The 17,401-nt window shown below is 37.6% G+C and carries 19 protein-coding genes; all 19 read right to left on the bottom strand.

The window, feature by feature from the left end:
• Positions 1-38 precede the first annotated feature (38 nt).
• On the bottom strand, positions 39-305 hold the full coding sequence (locus CS898_RS00395; RefSeq protein ID WP_099207713.1) for an ArsR/SmtB family transcription factor: 267 nt from the start codon (positions 303-305) through the stop codon (positions 39-41).
• A 135-nt stretch (positions 306-440) separates the two neighbouring features.
• Positions 441-1,151 (bottom strand): succinate dehydrogenase/fumarate reductase iron-sulfur subunit, encoded by a 711-nt coding sequence (locus tag CS898_RS00390; RefSeq protein WP_234975987.1) that lies wholly within the window; start codon positions 1,149-1,151, stop codon positions 441-443.
• Positions 1,148-2,692 (bottom strand): FAD-binding protein, encoded by a 1,545-nt coding sequence (locus tag CS898_RS00385; protein WP_099207712.1) that lies wholly within the window; start codon positions 2,690-2,692, stop codon positions 1,148-1,150. Before CS898_RS00385 ends, CS898_RS00390 begins: the two co-directional genes overlap by 4 nt.
• Complete coding sequence (locus CS898_RS00380) at positions 2,689-3,228, bottom strand: hypothetical protein (protein ID WP_009203875.1); 540 nt, start codon at positions 3,226-3,228, stop codon at positions 2,689-2,691. The genes CS898_RS00385 and CS898_RS00380 overlap by 4 nt, the downstream gene beginning before the upstream one ends.
• Positions 3,229-3,238: 10 nt before the next feature.
• Entirely contained in the window at positions 3,239-3,757 is a 519-nt protein-coding gene (locus tag CS898_RS00375; protein WP_099207711.1) for a DUF6921 family protein, read from the bottom strand.
• A gap of 16 nt (positions 3,758-3,773) precedes the next feature.
• Positions 3,774-6,128, bottom strand: coding sequence for a heavy metal translocating P-type ATPase (locus CS898_RS00370; protein WP_099207710.1), 2,355 nt, complete (start codon positions 6,126-6,128; stop codon positions 3,774-3,776).
• 56 nt (positions 6,129-6,184) lie between these two features.
• Complete coding sequence (locus CS898_RS00365; RefSeq protein ID WP_442478222.1) at positions 6,185-6,496, bottom strand: ArsR/SmtB family transcription factor; 312 nt, start codon at positions 6,494-6,496, stop codon at positions 6,185-6,187.
• 453 nt (positions 6,497-6,949) lie between these two features.
• Positions 6,950-8,032, bottom strand: coding sequence for a hypothetical protein (locus tag CS898_RS09860; RefSeq protein WP_200807598.1), 1,083 nt, complete (start codon positions 8,030-8,032; stop codon positions 6,950-6,952).
• 149 nt (positions 8,033-8,181) lie between these two features.
• Positions 8,182-8,667 (bottom strand): DUF262 domain-containing protein, encoded by a 486-nt coding sequence (locus CS898_RS09855; protein ID WP_200807597.1) that lies wholly within the window; start codon positions 8,665-8,667, stop codon positions 8,182-8,184.
• Between the two features lie 480 nt (positions 8,668-9,147).
• Complete coding sequence (locus tag CS898_RS09945) at positions 9,148-10,053, bottom strand: ATP-binding cassette domain-containing protein (protein WP_234975986.1); 906 nt, start codon at positions 10,051-10,053, stop codon at positions 9,148-9,150.
• Between the two features lie 253 nt (positions 10,054-10,306).
• Complete coding sequence (locus CS898_RS09935; protein ID WP_234975985.1) at positions 10,307-10,750, bottom strand: ATP-binding cassette domain-containing protein; 444 nt, start codon at positions 10,748-10,750, stop codon at positions 10,307-10,309.
• A 116-nt stretch (positions 10,751-10,866) separates the two neighbouring features.
• The gene (locus tag CS898_RS00340; RefSeq protein ID WP_442478225.1) at positions 10,867-11,079 is read right to left on the bottom strand and encodes a terminase TerL endonuclease subunit; all 213 of its coding nucleotides are present in this window, start codon (positions 11,077-11,079) and stop codon (positions 10,867-10,869) included.
• Between the two features lie 257 nt (positions 11,080-11,336).
• Positions 11,337-12,218: a M23 family metallopeptidase gene (locus tag CS898_RS00335; RefSeq protein ID WP_099207709.1), complete on the bottom strand. Its 882-nt coding sequence runs from the start codon at positions 12,216-12,218 to the stop codon at positions 11,337-11,339.
• Between the two features lie 9 nt (positions 12,219-12,227).
• A complete protein-coding gene (locus CS898_RS00330; RefSeq protein WP_054253891.1) occupies positions 12,228-12,428 on the bottom strand; it encodes a helix-turn-helix transcriptional regulator in 201 nt (66 codons plus the stop codon).
• The gene (locus CS898_RS00325) at positions 12,421-12,786 is read right to left on the bottom strand and encodes a DUF3796 domain-containing protein (protein ID WP_099207708.1); all 366 of its coding nucleotides are present in this window, start codon (positions 12,784-12,786) and stop codon (positions 12,421-12,423) included. The genes CS898_RS00330 and CS898_RS00325 overlap by 8 nt, the downstream gene beginning before the upstream one ends.
• A gap of 622 nt (positions 12,787-13,408) precedes the next feature.
• Positions 13,409-13,927 (bottom strand): hypothetical protein, encoded by a 519-nt coding sequence (locus CS898_RS00320; protein WP_099207707.1) that lies wholly within the window; start codon positions 13,925-13,927, stop codon positions 13,409-13,411.
• A gap of 227 nt (positions 13,928-14,154) precedes the next feature.
• Positions 14,155-15,501, bottom strand: a complete 1,347-nt coding sequence (rlmD, locus tag CS898_RS00315; protein WP_234975983.1) for a 23S rRNA (uracil(1939)-C(5))-methyltransferase RlmD — start codon at positions 15,499-15,501, stop codon at positions 14,155-14,157.
• A gap of 155 nt (positions 15,502-15,656) precedes the next feature.
• Complete coding sequence (locus CS898_RS00310; RefSeq protein WP_099207706.1) at positions 15,657-16,124, bottom strand: DUF4342 domain-containing protein; 468 nt, start codon at positions 16,122-16,124, stop codon at positions 15,657-15,659.
• A 105-nt stretch (positions 16,125-16,229) separates the two neighbouring features.
• Complete coding sequence (locus CS898_RS00305) at positions 16,230-17,399, bottom strand: GNAT family N-acetyltransferase (protein WP_099207705.1); 1,170 nt, start codon at positions 17,397-17,399, stop codon at positions 16,230-16,232.
• Between the last annotated feature and the right edge of the window lie 2 nt (positions 17,400-17,401).

Below are 17,401 nucleotides of genomic sequence, written 5' to 3'. Positions count from 1 at the left end.
TTAAATTATTTACAACAATCCCCGTCACCGCATCCAAGTCAAGTAAGGGATTCTATAAAGTGTTTGTAATTCATCAATGTCTCACAATTCAAAGAATAGTGATGCCATTTTCCTTCCTTACGATCATTCACAAGGCCGCATCCTACCAATATCTTCATATGATGGGATAAAGTTGGCTGGGTAATTTCAAATCTTTCCAAAAGTTTACACCCGCACTTTTCTCCATCCGACAGCATCTGTACAATTTCCAGCCTGTTCGCATCGCTCAAAGCCTTGCATATCAAAGCCACATCCATTGCATTCATATTGACACCTCACATTGATCATTGTCTATGTTCAATATAATATATACATAGATATTTATCAATGTATTTATTTTAAAAAAGAGAATCAAGTTTTTGATTCTCTTCATACATTCATTATAGCTTTTATCATCCATTTTATTTGCCCCAAACAGCCGCTGCATTCGACCTTACAAGCAGTTCTTCCACAGGCAGACAAATCGGACAAATATCATGACAAGATAACGACTTCCCGCATCCTTCAAAAAATCTCTTCTTATATTCAGCAGAAATCTCATTCAAATGAGTGCTTTCCTGTTCTTCATCCAGAATCCGAAATGCGTTGACTGCAGCAACAGTGCCTGCGAAAGTCCCATTTGCAGAGAAGTTAGGACACACTTCAAGGCAACAGCCACACATCAGACAGCGTGCCGACTGGTATCTCGGTTCATGTGTCCACGAACTCATATAAGCTTCACTTTCAAGCCAAAGGTTCAGTTTTTTCAAATTTTCAAACAGATTTGACCGGTCAACGATCAAATCTCTTACAAGCGGAAATTTGCTTAAAGGTTCCAAGATGATTGTAGAACCTTTTAACGTATGTAGAAATGTAGAGCATGCCAACCTCGGACGTTCGTTAATCAGCATGGCGCAAGCCCCACATTTTCGCACCATACAGCTACATTCCCAGCTGATGGGAGTAACTATATTTCCTGAGTTATCTTTCAAAGGGGTTCTACTGTTCAATTCCTTTAGAACAGTGGCAACAGAGCTGTTTTTGCTTCCGTCATACTCAAATTCCTGCCAATAACTGTCTGATTTCTGACTCTCCTGCCGCCTGATTCTTATTTTATATACCAAGTGAATCACCGCCTTTCTGGAACAGGTACAAAGGAAATCTGTATCTGCTTTCCATCAAATCTGGCTACCGTTGTTTTAAGGTAATCATCGTCATTGCTCTTCGGATAATCCTCCCGCCAGTGTGCACCACGGCTTTCTTTTCTTGCAAGAGCACTCTTTAGAACTGCCATGCCAAGCAATGGAAGATTTCCTGTCAGCGCTTGTACCGTTTGAATCCCATTTAACAACGTATTCTCATTTCTGACAACGCCCATAGTCTCCTGCATCACTTTGTTTAATTGCTTTATTTCTGAAATTTGAGACGCTGGCGGAAAATCTATCTGTGTCGCACAAGATAGATCTACTACATCTGCCTGTTCGCATGCTGATTTTGCCGCAACACGCCCTCCGTATAACGCTCCTAACAGAGAATTTCCACCAAGACGGTTGGCACCATGATATTGGGCACAGCATTCTCCAGCAGCGCAAAGATTCTGAATCGGCGTTCTGTGCTGCTCATCCACCAGAATGCCTCCCATAAAATAGTGAATTCCCGGTAAAACAGACACCGGTTCCTTTCGTATATCTTTATGCAGATAGGTCATACAATCGTCTGCCAGACCAGATAGCTTATTTGAAATAATCTCCTCCGATATTTCCGTCATGTCAAGAAATACCTCTGATTCATGGCTGACCTTCCATATCTCTCTGGCGGTAATATCTCGTGGCATCAGATTTCCAAGCTCCGGGTATTTTTCCTCCATGAAATACCATTGTTTTCCATCTTTCATGGCAAACAACCTGCCACCTTCCCCTCTGGCCGCCTCGCTGATGAGCATGCGTTTTCCACCACATTTCACAGTTGTCGGATGATACTGGATCATCTCGCCATTTGCCAGAGGAACACCAAGCCGGAACAATTTTGCGGTGACTTCTCCTGTATTGCTCAGCGAACCCGTTGTATTTCCAAACAATCCGTGCATACCACCGGTGGCAACAATAACCGCATCCCCCGGTAATTCCACAGTCTCCTGACTGTATTCATCCCTGATTACGCAGCCACAACAAATATTGCCACACAGACGAAGTGTTAGGAAAGAATGATGGCTGAACCGTTCTACCATACCAGATGCTTCTTTCCTGCGAACAGCGTCTATCATAGCTGTCATGATCTGCTTCCCGGTATCGCTCTGTGCAAAAGCAGTCCGTTTCTTTTTCTGCCCGCCAAAATTCCGCAGATCCACATCATTATAGCCACTCATGTTAAATTTAACTCCAAGTTTTAGCAGCCAGTGCACCAGCTCCGGTGCTGCCTGTGTCATTCCCCAAACTGCATTTGGATCTGCCAGACCACATGCTGCCTTTATTGTATCTGTAAAATGTTCTTCGGGACTGTCGTTTTCATCTTTTGTATTCAAAGCTGCGTTGATACCGCCCTCCGCCATAACAGACTGTGCCCGCTCTGACGGAAGGGAGGAAACCAGTTTTACATTGCATCCATTTTCCGCTGCCTGCAAAGCCGCTGAAAGTCCTGCCAGTCCAGCACCTATAATAATAATTGTCTTACTCATAGATATTGCCACCCAATATAATATAAAATAACCGCTCCCGCTATAAAAAGAAGAAGCACCGAAAGGATCAAATAAATATCACTCCTTCGTTCTTTATAACTGATGATTCCCAGTGATACGAGCAATGGGCGGATATTGATAAAAATATGAACAAAGATTGCCGCTACGAACAAAAGCTGAGTTACCATCTTTACAGTTGTAAAAGGGAACAAAATATATGTCCCATTCTGCACCTTTCCAAACAAGCCAATATGGAATAACAGCAGAATCAGTATTGCCATCCCACTGGCTCGTCTCGCCCAAAATATGACGTTTTGTTTCAGATACATTTTTCCTGATTGCTTCGCTGTCTGTAAACTCTGAACCGTCAGGATGACACCAATCACCGTATGCACAACAAGAATACCAACACCAATCCATGCAAGAAGTTTCCCTGCACTACTTCCAACTCCGTTCAGCATAAAGCTGCCCATGATTCCATGAATCATAAAAATGAGAAGCATTAAAACAGACAAAATCGTATTCCATTTTCTCATAAATTCCCGCTCACCTCATTTCTTCGCTGCCCATAATCATATAGTCCATCTGTGTTAGCGTTGTAACGTCAATAAAATCATCCGATGCCAGGAATACATCATACTTTCCACTTACCACTCTTGATAGCATCATTGTGTTACTGTACTCTTTCAGATCTACGAAAAAACCGGCCTGTTTCAACCTATCACATAGTTTCTTAGCATAACTGACAAGCGGATAATCCGTCTCAGATACATATAACCGAAAACTAATGTCCGTTTTCATGAGATCTGTTTCATTTGTTTTCGAATCGTCCAGTGCCAATTCTTTTAATTTATTCCGGGTGTTCTCATTGTCGAGACCATCTGACATCATATTAATACCGAGAACATAAGAGCCTTCCAACTGTGCGGCGGCTTGGGCAGCTTTTTTTGCTTTCGGTGTTACTCCTGTGACTGCATCAATCATAGAGGGCGGTGAGTGCAAAAGTACACCGAAACCTGCAAGAAAAACAATTGTAACTGCTAACAGAATCAATTTCCGTTTCACATTGCCACCTCGTTTCTTATTTTTTTAAAATCCTCATTGCGTTCAAAACGGCAATTATGGTAACGCCTACATCACCAAATACAGCTTCCCACATTCCAGCTATACCCAGAGCACCAAGGATCAGGAACACACTCTTAATTCCAAGGGCAATCACTATATTCTGCATGACAATTTGCTTTGTCACTTTTGCCACATCAATCGCATCCACCAGCTTAGATGGTTCATCTGTCATCAGAACCACATCCGCAGCTTCAATGGCCGCATCTGAACCAAGACCACCCATTGCGATACCAACATCCGCACGAGCAAGGACAGGAGCGTCATTGATACCATCACCAACAAAAGCTAATTTGCTTCCCTGTCTCTTTTTACTGTCTAAAAGCTCAACCTTTTCCACTTTTTGATCAGGAAACAGTTGTGCATAATATTCATCCAACTGCAATTCTTCCGCAACAGCCTTTCCGATTTTTTCATCATCACCAGTAAGCATGACTGTTTTTTCCACACCGATATGTTTCAAATCAGAAATTGCTTTTTTGCTGTCCGGCTTTACTTCATCTGTTATCAGAATGCATCCGGCATATTGACCATCTACCGCTACATAAACCTTTGTACCAACTTTTTCACAGGCTGTGTACTCCACATGCTCTGAATCCATAAGTTTCGTATTGCCGGCATAAACTTTCTTCTTTCCTGCCATGGCACTGATTCCATATCCGGAAATTTCCTTGTAATCAGAGATAACTGATTGGTCAATTTCTTTTCCATAAGCAGAGAGAATGGATTTTGCAATAGGATGGTTAGAAAAGCTCTCTGCCTGGACCGCATACTCCAGAACCTGTTCTTTTGAAAATCCATTGGCAGACAGAATATCAGTCACATTGAAAACACCCTTTGTAAGTGTTCCAGTTTTATCGAACACAATAATGCTGACATTATTAAGCGCCTCTAAATAATTACTTCCTTTTACAAGAACACCTCGTTTAGATGCCGCACCAATACCTCCGAAGAAAGTCAGCGGGATTGAAATGACCAATGCACATGGGCAAGATACCACAAGGAAAACAAATCCTCTGCGAATCCACTCTGTCCAACCTCCACCAAGAAGGATCGGTGGCAGAATTGCCAGAATAGCTGCTAAGATTACAACAACAGGAGTGTAATAACGTGCAAATGTAGTAATGAAATTTTCTGTTGGTGCTTTTCTACTGGACGCATTCTCCACAAGATCAATAATCTTTGAAGCAGTAGATTCACCAAATGCTTTCGTTGTCTTAATCGTTAAAACACCCGTCTGATTCATACAACCGGAAAGTGCTTCGTCTCCTTTATGAACGCTTCTCGGAACCGATTCTCCAGTTAAAGCCCTCGTATCCAGCATAGAATCTCCATCCAATACCACACCGTCTAATGGGATTTTTTCACCAGGCTTTACAATAATAATCTCGCCAATGGCAACACTTTCAGGAGATATGGTAATCAATTCTCCGTTCCTTCTGACTGTAGCACAATCCGGACGTATATCCATTAAATCTGATATAGATTTTCTGGAACGCTCAACAGCCAATGACTGGGAAAATTCACCAATTTGATAGAACAGCATAACAGCAACTGCTTCCGGATATTCACCAATGACAAAAGCACCAATCGTAGAAACGCTCATCAGGAAATGTTCATCAAACACACGTCCCTTTGAAATATTCCTCACAGCTTGCCATACAACATCCCCGCCAAGAATAATATAGGAGACAATGAGAAAAACTAACTCGACAGGCAGTGGCACTTTCGCAAAAACTGGCAATGCCATACCAATACCATAGATTGCTGCGCCAATCGCTAAACGAATCGTCAACTTCTTGTCCTCATTGTTATAGGATTCATTGGCCTCCTGCTTTTTTCCCGGTATATAAGATTCCTGTGCAATTTCGGAAACTTCTACATCTGGCTCATGGCTGTGGACAATCGTTTCAATCTGACTGGCTATTGTATTTGCGGCAACTGGAGCAACATTGATTGTCAACGTCTGCTTCATCAAATTTACAACTGAGGATTGTACTCCATCCAATTCTCCGACTTCTTTTTCAATTTTTGCAGAACAATTCGGACAATCCAATCCTTTTAACGAATAACTCTTTGTAACATTCATAACGGTTTCTTCCTGAACTTCCACATCGGGCTCATGACTATGAACAATCGTTTCAATCTGACTGGCTATCGTATCTGCGGCAGCTGGAGCAACATTGATTGTCAGCGTCTGCTTCATCAAATTTACAACTGAGGATTGTACTCCATCCAATTCTCCGACTTCTTTTTCAATTTTTGTGGAGCAGTTCGGACAGTCCAACCCTTTTAATAGAAATATGCGTTTCATGATAATATCCTTATAATTTGTTTAATTGCTCAATTACTCAACTATAATATTAAAAATTATTGTTTCTGCCAAAGATGCTCAAACCCCTTGTCAATAATCTCTTTCACATGATCATCTGCCAGCGAGTAGTAAACTATCTGTGCTTCTTTACGGAATTTTACCAGATTCGCTAGGCGTAATGCCTTTAACTGATGCGAAATTGCAGATTTTGTTACCCCCAGTAGCACTGCAAGATCACATACACACATCTCACTCTGTTCTAGAGCGTGTAAGATTTGTACTCTAGTTCCATCTCCAAATAGCTTAAACAAAGAAGCCAACTGGATATAATCATCTTTTGGCTGCATCTTGGATTTCACATCATTCACAATATCCTCATGAATTACATCGCAATTACAAATATAAGACGTTTTTGACATATATTCACCTTCAAATAATAATAGTTGAACAATTACTCAACTATTATTGTACTTATTTCTAAATTTATGTCAATAAACTGATGTTAGTTCCCCATAAATTTTACAATTAAAACCAGCTCTTTATTCTTTTCTTAATCTTTTTTCCCAGTATACCGTTTTGGCTTTCTTGTCACACTTCCTATAAATCCCGATTTGTCAATTTCATTAAATATAATTTTTATCTTTCTCAAGTGTATACAGATATGTAATCGGATTCTGTGCCGACCGATTCAACTTCAATCCAGCTATCGACTTTCCAATGTATAATGTTTCATTCTCATCAAACGGAAGTCCCTGTTCGAATCTTTCATCCAGAAAGAATAATCTATTTTCAGTTTGTCCTATTGTTAATAAAGGCAAATGCTATAAAAGAATGTCCTTTAATGCCTTGCTCATCAGCTTCTGACGTTTCTCCATAAACTCTTCAAAGTTTGCAAGTTCATAAGAAACATCACTAGGAAGGTACTTAGCATTTTCACTATTTTCAGTAATCTTCAACCAATCTACAAGTGGTGTCGCATTCTTGGATTCATTCTCTCTACCTTCCAACAATTGAAAGTTTGCTAATGTATTCCTTCTTCTACGCCAATCTTCTTTAGTATCATCATCAATCACTGTTCCATCCGGCAACACTAAGTCTTTAATCTTGCCTTCTTCAAATCCTGTATACGGATGCATATGATCTTGATGGAAACCTTTCTGACTATATTTCAAATTTGGATACATAAGAGATAACAACATAAATGTATAGGCACCAATCTCATATGTGTCAAACATTGCATCAATCTCATCCACAGTATATCTAAGAGTTCTGTCACCTGTGAATCTAATCCCATTTAGATTTTTCATACTAAATGAATTAGATGGTGCTGCCTTCAATGCCTCTCTTATGCTTGTCAGTGCAGAATTTGACGCAGCGCCAAAAATTTGTCTTACCTGTGCAATTACAATATATTTTCTTAATTCAGCTTTACTGCTCGAATCAAAATTACCACCTTTATATCTGTAGTAAACCATAGGCGAAACAGCCACATAAGAAATCATGTTCTCCGAATTAAATCCGAATTCATTTAACAAATCAACAGTATCATTGATAGCTTTTCGGATTGAATCCCAGTTTTCTTTGATTTTTAGTATACTATCTTTTTTGAATGTTTCTACTTTTAATGCTACGGACATATCTAAAAGATACAAACAGGTACGCATTATAAAGTCATTAGAGAACTTGAATCCTTCGCCTTTCTTATTTATTTCAGAAAGCAACTTATCAATTTCATCCCTTGCCTTATCCCAATAAGAAACAATGGTAGAGAATAATAAGTCGCTCTTTGAAAGAACGGTTCCACCAGAATTTACTCTAACGAAAATATCCAATACACTGTCTATCGAATCATCAACTACTTCAAAGTAGTTGATGATTTCATCAGTAACCAGTCTTGTATGCAAAAGAGAAATATTCTTTGTTGCGACTTTGTCGGTTGCCCATCCATTAGGAATGATGACCTCTGTTAATAAATCTTCAGCTGAATACTTAAGGATATCTTTTACAAAATACCAAAGCTTATCGTCCTTATTCTTTGCAGCATCTTCTGCTGTTAAAATTTAAATTCGTAAGAAATGTCTGCTTCATCAGTTTTTTCACTGTGCAAATCAAAGTACAATTCTTTTTTCGGAAATGCATCATCATTCTTCCATCTTTTGTTTGGAAGTTTTCTGCTCATACTTCCTTGCAAAGCTATGTATAGAGAAGTCAATCTCTGCTGGCCATCCAAAACTGCACAGATTGTTTCATCTCCACTACCAACTGGGAACGGCTGTGGTGCAGCCGGATTCTTATACGCATCTCTTTCATGGTAATCTTTTATTAATTCATACATTGAATACTCTTTTTGGTTCACAATAGTCTTCTTAACTCTCCAAAAAAGAAAAGTTCCAATAGGATATCCAAGCATGATAGAATCCATTAATCTTGTAATCTGTGCATCTCCCCACACATATTTTCTTTGAATAGCAGGAAGGTAGACTCTTCTACTATTTGCATCATCTATTATTGTTCTAATGCTTTTCTTTTCGTATGCCATGATTTACCTCACTCATTACTCGTTTTTATCTGTTTTCCATCATTTCAAAGCTTTTTCACACTTTTACTTGTGTGTTTTAGTCAACAAAAATATACATTCCACGTGGCTTGATAGGTCAGTATAGATAAAACTTCATATTCCTAAAAAGCCTAGTATAGGTAAATATGTTGATTAATTTTTATTCTTTATTATCATAGCTACTTCACAAACAATAAACTCCTTTTATATAAATGAAGAGGAAGCCCTGCTAAGGTTTCAGCAAGAACTCTCACATATGAATATACGTTTGTTCTTTGCATGTCAGTAAATCCGTTGATATTCCTTCCAGCTATATTTCTTACAAATAAAAAAGACGATGAAGATATCCTCTCCCCGTCTTTAGGTTTGTCTCTCGACTTAAATATTAAATTTAAAATGTTTATATTACTACCTCCTAAAATTAGCCATAAGAAAAGCACCTACTTTTGTAGATGCTAAAATTTATTTTTTTCTTTCTTCAATGAGCTTATTATATTCTTCCTCTAGTTTTTTTCTTTCCTCTTTAGGTATCTCCATTGCTAGTCTAGAACTTATGGAAGATATTCTAAAATCAAGTAATAAACTATTACTCTCCTTACCATTTATTTTCTTCTTATTTCTATTTTTATATTGTGATAAATTACCTTTAAAATTTTTAGTTTTTTTATCTTCTATAATTAAAAGTGTATCTGCTAGGTTATTTATAAACTCCTCATCATGGCTTACAAATATAAATGGTCTATCATAAGATTTCAATAGATTTTCCAAGCTTTCTATAGCATTTATATCTAAAAAGTTTGTTGGTTCATCAAAAATAAGATAGTTAAAATCAGATGTTAATATTTTAGCCAATTTTACCTTGGCTTTTTCTCCATCACTTAAAATACTTACAATCTTGTAGACATCATTAGTCTTAAATCCTAATCTTGCAAGAACAATCCTAGTCATTGTTTCATCATATATAGACGTATTTATTACATTTGCTAAGATATCAGCGTCTTCTTCTAAAATATCACTCATTTGACTAAAATAACCTATTTTAAGATTTGGATGCACCCATACATTTTCTTGATTTAGAATCATGTTTAAAAGGGTGGTTTTTCCACTTCCATTTTCTCCTATAAGAGCTGTTTTAGAATTGTTTTGTATTTGAAAGTTAGATTTTTCAAATAAAATCTTATTTCCAAACTCTTTATTTAGATTTTCTCCTCTTATCAAGATTTTAGAGTGAAGTTGTTTATTATCTGGAATGGATAGTTGTATTTCTGTTTCTTCTTTAGGTTTTTCTTTTACTTCTAGTTGATCTATTCTGGATTCTACAGATTTTACTTGTTTATCTAGTTTTTTCTTGTTTTCTTGATCGCCCATTTTATGGAGTCTTGCTTCTGAGTTTCCCATCCTTTTAGGCGTGGTTCTTACTTTTGATGATTGGTCTTTTATATTGCTAGCTAAATTTTCAAGTCTTCTTTTTTCTTTTATAAAATTCGAATACTCTTTTTCTTTAAACTTAAGTCTTTTTTCTCTTTCTTCAAGATAGAATTTGTAGTCTCCATTATATTCTTCAATTTTTCCGTTCTTTAATTCTAAAATCTTTTTACAAGTTTTATTTATGAAATCACGATCATGGGAAATTAGAAGATATCCAACTTTTCTTGAATTTAGCTTTTTTTATAAGTTCTTCCTTTTGATTTAAGTCTAAGTGAGATGTAGGCTCATCTATTAATAGAAATTTAAAACTATCAGATAATATACCTGTTAGCTTTAATCTTTGTGCCTCTCCTGGACTATAGTTACCATCAATACTTAGCTGTGATCTAGAATAGATTTCATCAGAAAAGTCGTTGACTTTAACATCATAATTTAATAAATAACCCAGTTCTCTATCCACTCTTACTTGACCAGTATAGTCTTTATCTAAGCCTAATATTATTCTTAAAAGAGTAGTTTTACCCGTTCCATTCTCACCTATTAAGGCTATCTTATCATTTTCATCTATTGATAAACTATCAATTTCAAATAGTCTTCTATCTGGCAAAGTTTTTATTAAGTTTTTTATATATATCATAAATCCTCCTATACTTTTTTGAGAGGATTTCTTTTCCTCTCTTAGTTATTTAGAAAACTATTTGTATTAATCATTTATCTGTACCTCCCTATAATATTTTAAAATATATACCCAATTTAGAAAACTATTATCCCTCTGTCGTCGTATACAGATTCACTTGTATCATTACCACACCTTATAGCCCTATCAAGGGCCATGATTGTAGCAATTACTCCATCTATCTTCTCAGTAGATTTTTCCTTATCTGCTTTTATATTTCCAGCAGGATCAGTTCGTATGAAGATATTATCCATCATCCATCCTAGAACTGGATGTCCTCCATTGGCTATTTTTAAGAGTCAGTTTCAGTAAATCTTTGTTATGAAAAATTTTATTAATATTTCTTCACAATATATTTTAAAAAATAATGATTTCTAAGATTTCTTATCATCCTAGAAGTCTGTTAATTTGATTTTACTTAATTTTATTACCTTGACATCAACGCCACCGCTTCCACATGGCTTGAGTGGTCAGTATTGATAAAATTTGAAATTTCTCAAAAGTCTCGTATGTGGAAATATATCTATATAAATTTTTGATAGTAAATTTATTCTAAAATATTACTCACAATTTGCCCCCTATGAATATATTTTCCTTTATACATAGAATAGTCAAAACCCGAATTAATTTGTCTTGAATCATACCTATTATAATCTTCTATTTTATCTACTTTTATGTCTTTAAACTCAATCGGAAGTCCAGCTGATAGTACAAAGCCTTTTCTATTTTGTACATGAAAATGTATATGAGGTTCCGTTGTATTGCCTGAATTTCCACACTCGGCTAATTTTTGATATCTTTTTACTGTATCGCCTTTTTTTACTAAAAAGCTATTTGGCTTTATATGGCAAATTAGAGAATACTCATTCTCCATATGTTTGATTACAATGTAATTTCCTCTGATATCTCTTATTAAAGGGTCTGTAGAATTATTCCACATAATCTTACTATCTTTGCATTTATTAGATACTTCAACTACTATACCGTCTGCTGGAGCTATTATATCCCTTTGATAACAATAATAATTTTCTAGTTTTTTTCTGTCCCCATTATAACTCTTTAGTTTGTCATCTAACTTTATGAAGTCATAAGCATATCTTTGAGCGTTAATACTCCAAGAGTGTGATAATTCCTTATCCACACCCCCATTAACTACTGTCCATTTCCCTTTGAAGGGTAAGGAGTACTGAATACCGCTTTTATAATTTGAAACACTAGGGACAGGATTGTTTTTTAACGGAATAGCGAACATTGCAAAAAGTTGTCCTAAAGATTGAATGAAAATTGGCAAAGTAAATAATAACTCAAAAAAACCAAATATCCAAAATCCCCATAAAATTTTCCATAATTGACTATCAAAAACAAATCCGAAGAAACCAAATAATCCTACCCATTTAAGATATGATGCTAGTTTAATAAAAATCCTCATAAATATCCCCTATTCATCTATAACGTTAAAAATATCTTCAATACTCACATTAAATATCTTGGCAATATTCCAAGCCAATTCCAAAGATGGATTATAACGGCCATTCTCTAAATTTCCTATAGTTTCTCTTCTAACACCCACTAATTTCGCCAAATCAGCTTGTGTAAAATTATACTTTGCCCTATATTCTTTTATTCTATTTTCAATCATTTCTCATACCTAGCTTTTCTCTAAACTCATAAATTATAATTAATATCGTATATACAAAAATCGATATAGTCCAAGCTAGTATTAAGGCAAATATAAAAGATTCATATAATCCATAATTTAGGACAAAAAATTTATATAGGCTTATTATTACAAAAACTAAATTTCCAGCAAAAAATGAAAATGCGGCAGATTTATTTGTGTAGTCTTCCAACATCTCGTCAATATCAATAAATAGATATTTGAAATGTATTAAAAATGCAAAAAAACATAAAAAAAGTTTATTCTCTATATAGGCCCCTAAAATTCCTAACGCTGATAACAACCCTAGGGATCCATAAATTAGTTTATATTTATTCATAGTTTACTCCTTTGTGGTGTATTTCTATCATTTTGATGAAATTATACCACATTGCTAAACGTAAGACAATTAAAATCATCCTCTTTATATTTCAATTAATCTAAGACCTAATAAAATGAATTAATAATATGAATTTTCATATGTTTATTCTCATAAATCATTATGAGCACAAAAATAGTCTTTTAGGATTTAAAATCAAACCCCAAAAGACTACTATTTAACTACATATTCTTTCTTTTTATATATCTAACTGAAATTCATCTATTCTCCATCCATACCACCCCATGCTTTTAAGCATCTTAGGTAAACCATCAAATCTATTTTAATTTATGAATTCATCTATTATTCTATTCTATAAAACAATAAAATTTTTACTTGCTTGCTTACATTTGTGGGAGATTAGTGAGATTTCTTCACATTATTTCTTCTTATAACCAAAAGACCCGACTTGGTTCGCATTATACTAAAAGACGTGTCGGGTACTGTTAAGTATTATAAAACACATTTAAATCTATTTTCAAATCTTCTATTTCTTATATAATTTTCCAAACTAATTATATATAATTAGTTGTCTATTTCGACTACCTCAAAAATTAATAGCTAGACAAAGAGGAGGTATTATTTAATGATTTCCGTCTAAGTAATCCTCAAGTTGATATTCGTTCCCATCAACTTCTATAAACCATGTGCTATAAGCATCTATATTTAAAGGATTATCATCAACAACATGAGTTTTATAGTAATTTGTATATATGCTGTACACGAGATTCTTTCTTGTGTCATTCTTATCTATTTTCCCATTATAAAAAGAGGTATATACAGTAGATACTTTTGTATCTTTTGCCCAATATTTGCTTGCAATTTCATCCATGTGATTGGTATTTATGAATGGCTTTAATTTATCTATTACTTTTTTTACATCATTAATTTCAAAATTTTCAGATGTAACAAAATTAATATATAAGGATGGTCTTAAAAATTTTATTTGAATCTCACCTATTTTTTTATTTGATGACATCTCTTCTTTAAACAAATGAAACTCTTCACTTTTAACATTTTTTTCTCTAGAACAAGCAGTTATAAATATCAATCCTATCATTAAAGTCACTATTATTAAATGTTTCCTGTTTTTATTTTTCATTTAAAATACAACACTCCTTAAGCTAGATTCCCATAAAGACTAGATAGCGTTAGCAAAACATCTGATAGGGAGTTTAATTTAATTATTTGAAATCTATTAAATTATTTTATTTTATAGCATTCGTCTATAAAAAATTTGAGACTATAAATTAATAATCATATTTATAGTATACCATTACCACTTATATTAAAAACAGACCCTTTACGGATCTGCTTGCTTTTAAAAATTTATTTTATTTTCTCAAGAAGAACCACTGATTCTATATGGACTGTTCCCGGGAACTGGTCAAAGGCGCAGAGTTTTTCCACCCGGTAGCCATTTTCCACGAATTGGTCCAGGTTGTCTTTTTGGGTCTTGGGGTTACAGGAGATGTAGACGATTTTTTGAGCCTGGGCCTTGAGGATGTTTTTCATGGCCTGGGGCAAGAGGCCCACTCTCGGCGGGTCTACCAGGATGGTGTCCACCTGGCCTTGGTAGTCTTCCAGGGCTTTTCCCACATCATCACAGACAAAGGTTATATTATCCAACTTGTTTTTCTTGGCCATTTCCCTGGCATTGTCTACGGCGTCTTGGACGATTTCCACGGCATAGACGCTTTGGGCTTGGCTGGCCAGGATTTGGGCCAGGGTTCCTGTGCCGGAATAGAGGTCAAAGATGGATTTTCCCTGGGTTTGGCCGGCATAGTCCAGGGCTTTTTGGTAGATTTTTTCCACTCCCAGGGGGTTGGGTTGGAAGAAGGAAAAGGGGGTGATTTTAAAGTCCAGGCCCAGGAGTTTTTCATGGATGCCGTCGTCTCCTTTAACATGGATGAGCTGGTCGCAGATGACGGCATCTCCAGCCTGGTCGTTGATGGTGTGGTAGATGGAGGAGATGGTGCAGTCCAGGTCTAGGTCCTCCAAGCCTCGGATATAGTCTTCCAGGTAGATTTCTCCCTGAGACCGGGTGACCAGGTTGACCATGATCCTTTTTTCTCGGAAGCTTTTTCTCAAGACCAGGTGGCGGAGGGTGCCTTTCTTGGCCATCCGATGGTAGTAGGGGACTTTTCTTTCCCGGTAAAAGTTTTGGGTATAGGCTCGGATTGTTTCGAAGTCTTCCGGAGCAATCCGACATCCTGTGGTGTCAACAATTTCGTGCATATGGAAGCGGCGATGGAGGCCTAAAACCAGGGGACCTCCCTTGACTTGGTCGCCAAAGGTGTATTCCATTTTATTGCGGTAGTGCTTGTGGTCTACGGCTTCTTCCAAGCGACTGTCTTGGGTCCAATAGTCTTGGTAGAGGTCTTTTAGCTGGGCTTCCTTGATGGCGTGTTGGATTTCATAGGGGGTTTTTTGGTAGATGCAGCCACCACACCGGCCATGGGCCGGGCAGCCGGGGTCGGTCTCATAGGGGGCATCTTCCAGGATTTGTCTAATTTTGGCCCGGGTGTAGTTGGGCCGTCTTTTCATGGGGATGATCTCCACTTTTTGGCCGGGAAGACCTCCCTTGAAGCGAAAGTTTTGGTCTTGGTCTTTGGCCAGGGACAGATTGGGATATTGGGTTCTTTCTATGGTTACTTCTTTTAATTTTTTAGCCAAGGGCTTGCTCCTTTATTGATTGGATTCCGGGTCTGTGGTCCGGTGACTTATTGTATCTTATTGCTTATTTTACTATGACTGGGGCTAAAGGTCCACTAAAAAAGCGACTTCTGAAGATTCATTCAAAAGTCGCTTTGGTCCTGTAGGTAATAGGCTTATTTTTTTAAGCCGATGTATTCTTTGATGTCGATAATGTCCCCATTGTCCATATAGATTTTGATATTGTAGCTGGTAATGACGGTAGCTCCCAGGCCAATGATGCCGATTAGGGGTTCGATGACAAAGGCAATGGCAGATACGTTTAAGCTGAGGCTTAAAACGGTGTCGCCCTTGCTGTTTTCTACCACCAGTCGGCTGGCATTTCCCCTGTGCCAAATGTCTTTAATGGCTTGGACTACTTGGTCTACAAAGTCTTGGACATTGTCACGGCTTGTATTTTCTTGCTTTTCTTCTCTATCTTCTTGGTTAAAGATGTCTTGGTCCTTGAAACTTCCTTGACCTGCCTTGAGGTTTTCAATGGCTTGGTCTGCATCTCCGTCTACATCTAAAAGAGCTTGGCGGACTTCTTCATAGCTTTTTCCTGTAGCTGCCATAACATAGTCAATTTTTTCCATTGTAATCATAAGCTTCCTCCTTATTTTACAGGTTTGTCTTACAAGCTTATTTTACCCCAATCTTTATGGCCTGAAAAGGGGTTTTGACATTCTTTGACTTTTCTTTATCTTGTCTTAAAAATCGGCGTTGTTGTAGATGGTATAGCCCCCTGGGAAGATTTCTTCCAGGGCCTTAAGGTCGTCCGGGCCTGCTTGGGCCAGGCCTAGGTCTAGGAATTGTCGAAAGGAGATTTCTTTAAAAAGTAAGGGGGCCAGGCAGGCTTGGGGCAGGTAGAAGCTATATTTGGGGTTGGTCCCTGTCCGGTAGACCTTGTCCTCTGTTCGAATTTCAATGGCCCCTTGGTCTTGGTAGTGGGCCTGGTAAAAGGCACAGGGGTCTAAGATCTTGGCCATCAGTCCAATGGCTTGGATGTTGGTCTGGATGTAGCCATTGGCAAAGTAGTGGTGGGACTGGTCGGTGGGGTTATTGAGGATTTGTTCCAGGTTTTTTTGATGGCTGAAAAAGTCCACATACCGGGCTTGGTCCGATTGGGCCCTTAGATGGCTCAAGACTCCCTGGATTCCCAGGGGATGGATGGACAAGAGGTCGGAAAGGACAATGGCATTTTGGGTATAGTTTTCTTCATTGAGGGATTTCCAGTGGTATTTTCCATAGGCAATGAGTTTTTTGTCCAGGAAGGCCCCGATATAGATGTTTTTCAAGTTGTCTTGGAAGTCCTCTTCTTCAATGGCCAGAACCTGGGTCATGCCATGGAGGACTCCTGTGGCATTTTTCCGGAAGGTCAGGGCTTCTTGGGCCTTGATCTCTCTCACGGTGACTTGGTCGGGTTTTTGGGGCAGGTAGCTGGTTTGGACTTGGTATTGGTTCATCTTGCCCAAAAATCCGTAGCCAAACTTGTGGTAAAAGTCTGGCCTAAAGGGCAGGAGGATGGCGGTATGGTTGCCTCTTTCCAGGGCTGTCTTTTCAAAATAGGCCAGGAGTTGTCCTGCAATGCCTCGTCTCTTGTAGAAGGGGTCTACTCCCAGGTAGCCAAAGCCCCCGACTTCTTCCATCTTGCCGAAGATGTTCATTTGAAAGAGGATGTGGCGCATGATGCCCACGACTTTTCCATCTTCTATGGCTCCGAAAAAAAGTTCTTCATTTTGGCCTTCCATCAAGGCTTGGACAGACTGGTCGTAGTCTTGATAGCCTTGGGGTGAAAAGTCTCGGATGCTGGGGTAGGACCGGTAAGAAATCTCCCGGTACTTGTCAAAGTCTTTCAGGGTTAGTTGACGAATTTCCATTT

Origin of the sequence: Urinicoccus timonensis (assembly GCF_900232945.1) — a bacterium.
In the GTDB taxonomy this organism is placed as follows: domain Bacteria; phylum Bacillota; class Clostridia; order Tissierellales; family Peptoniphilaceae; genus Urinicoccus; species Urinicoccus timonensis.
The sequence above is the reverse complement of the archived record's forward strand: the minus strand, read 5'-3'. Positions and strand labels throughout refer to the sequence as shown.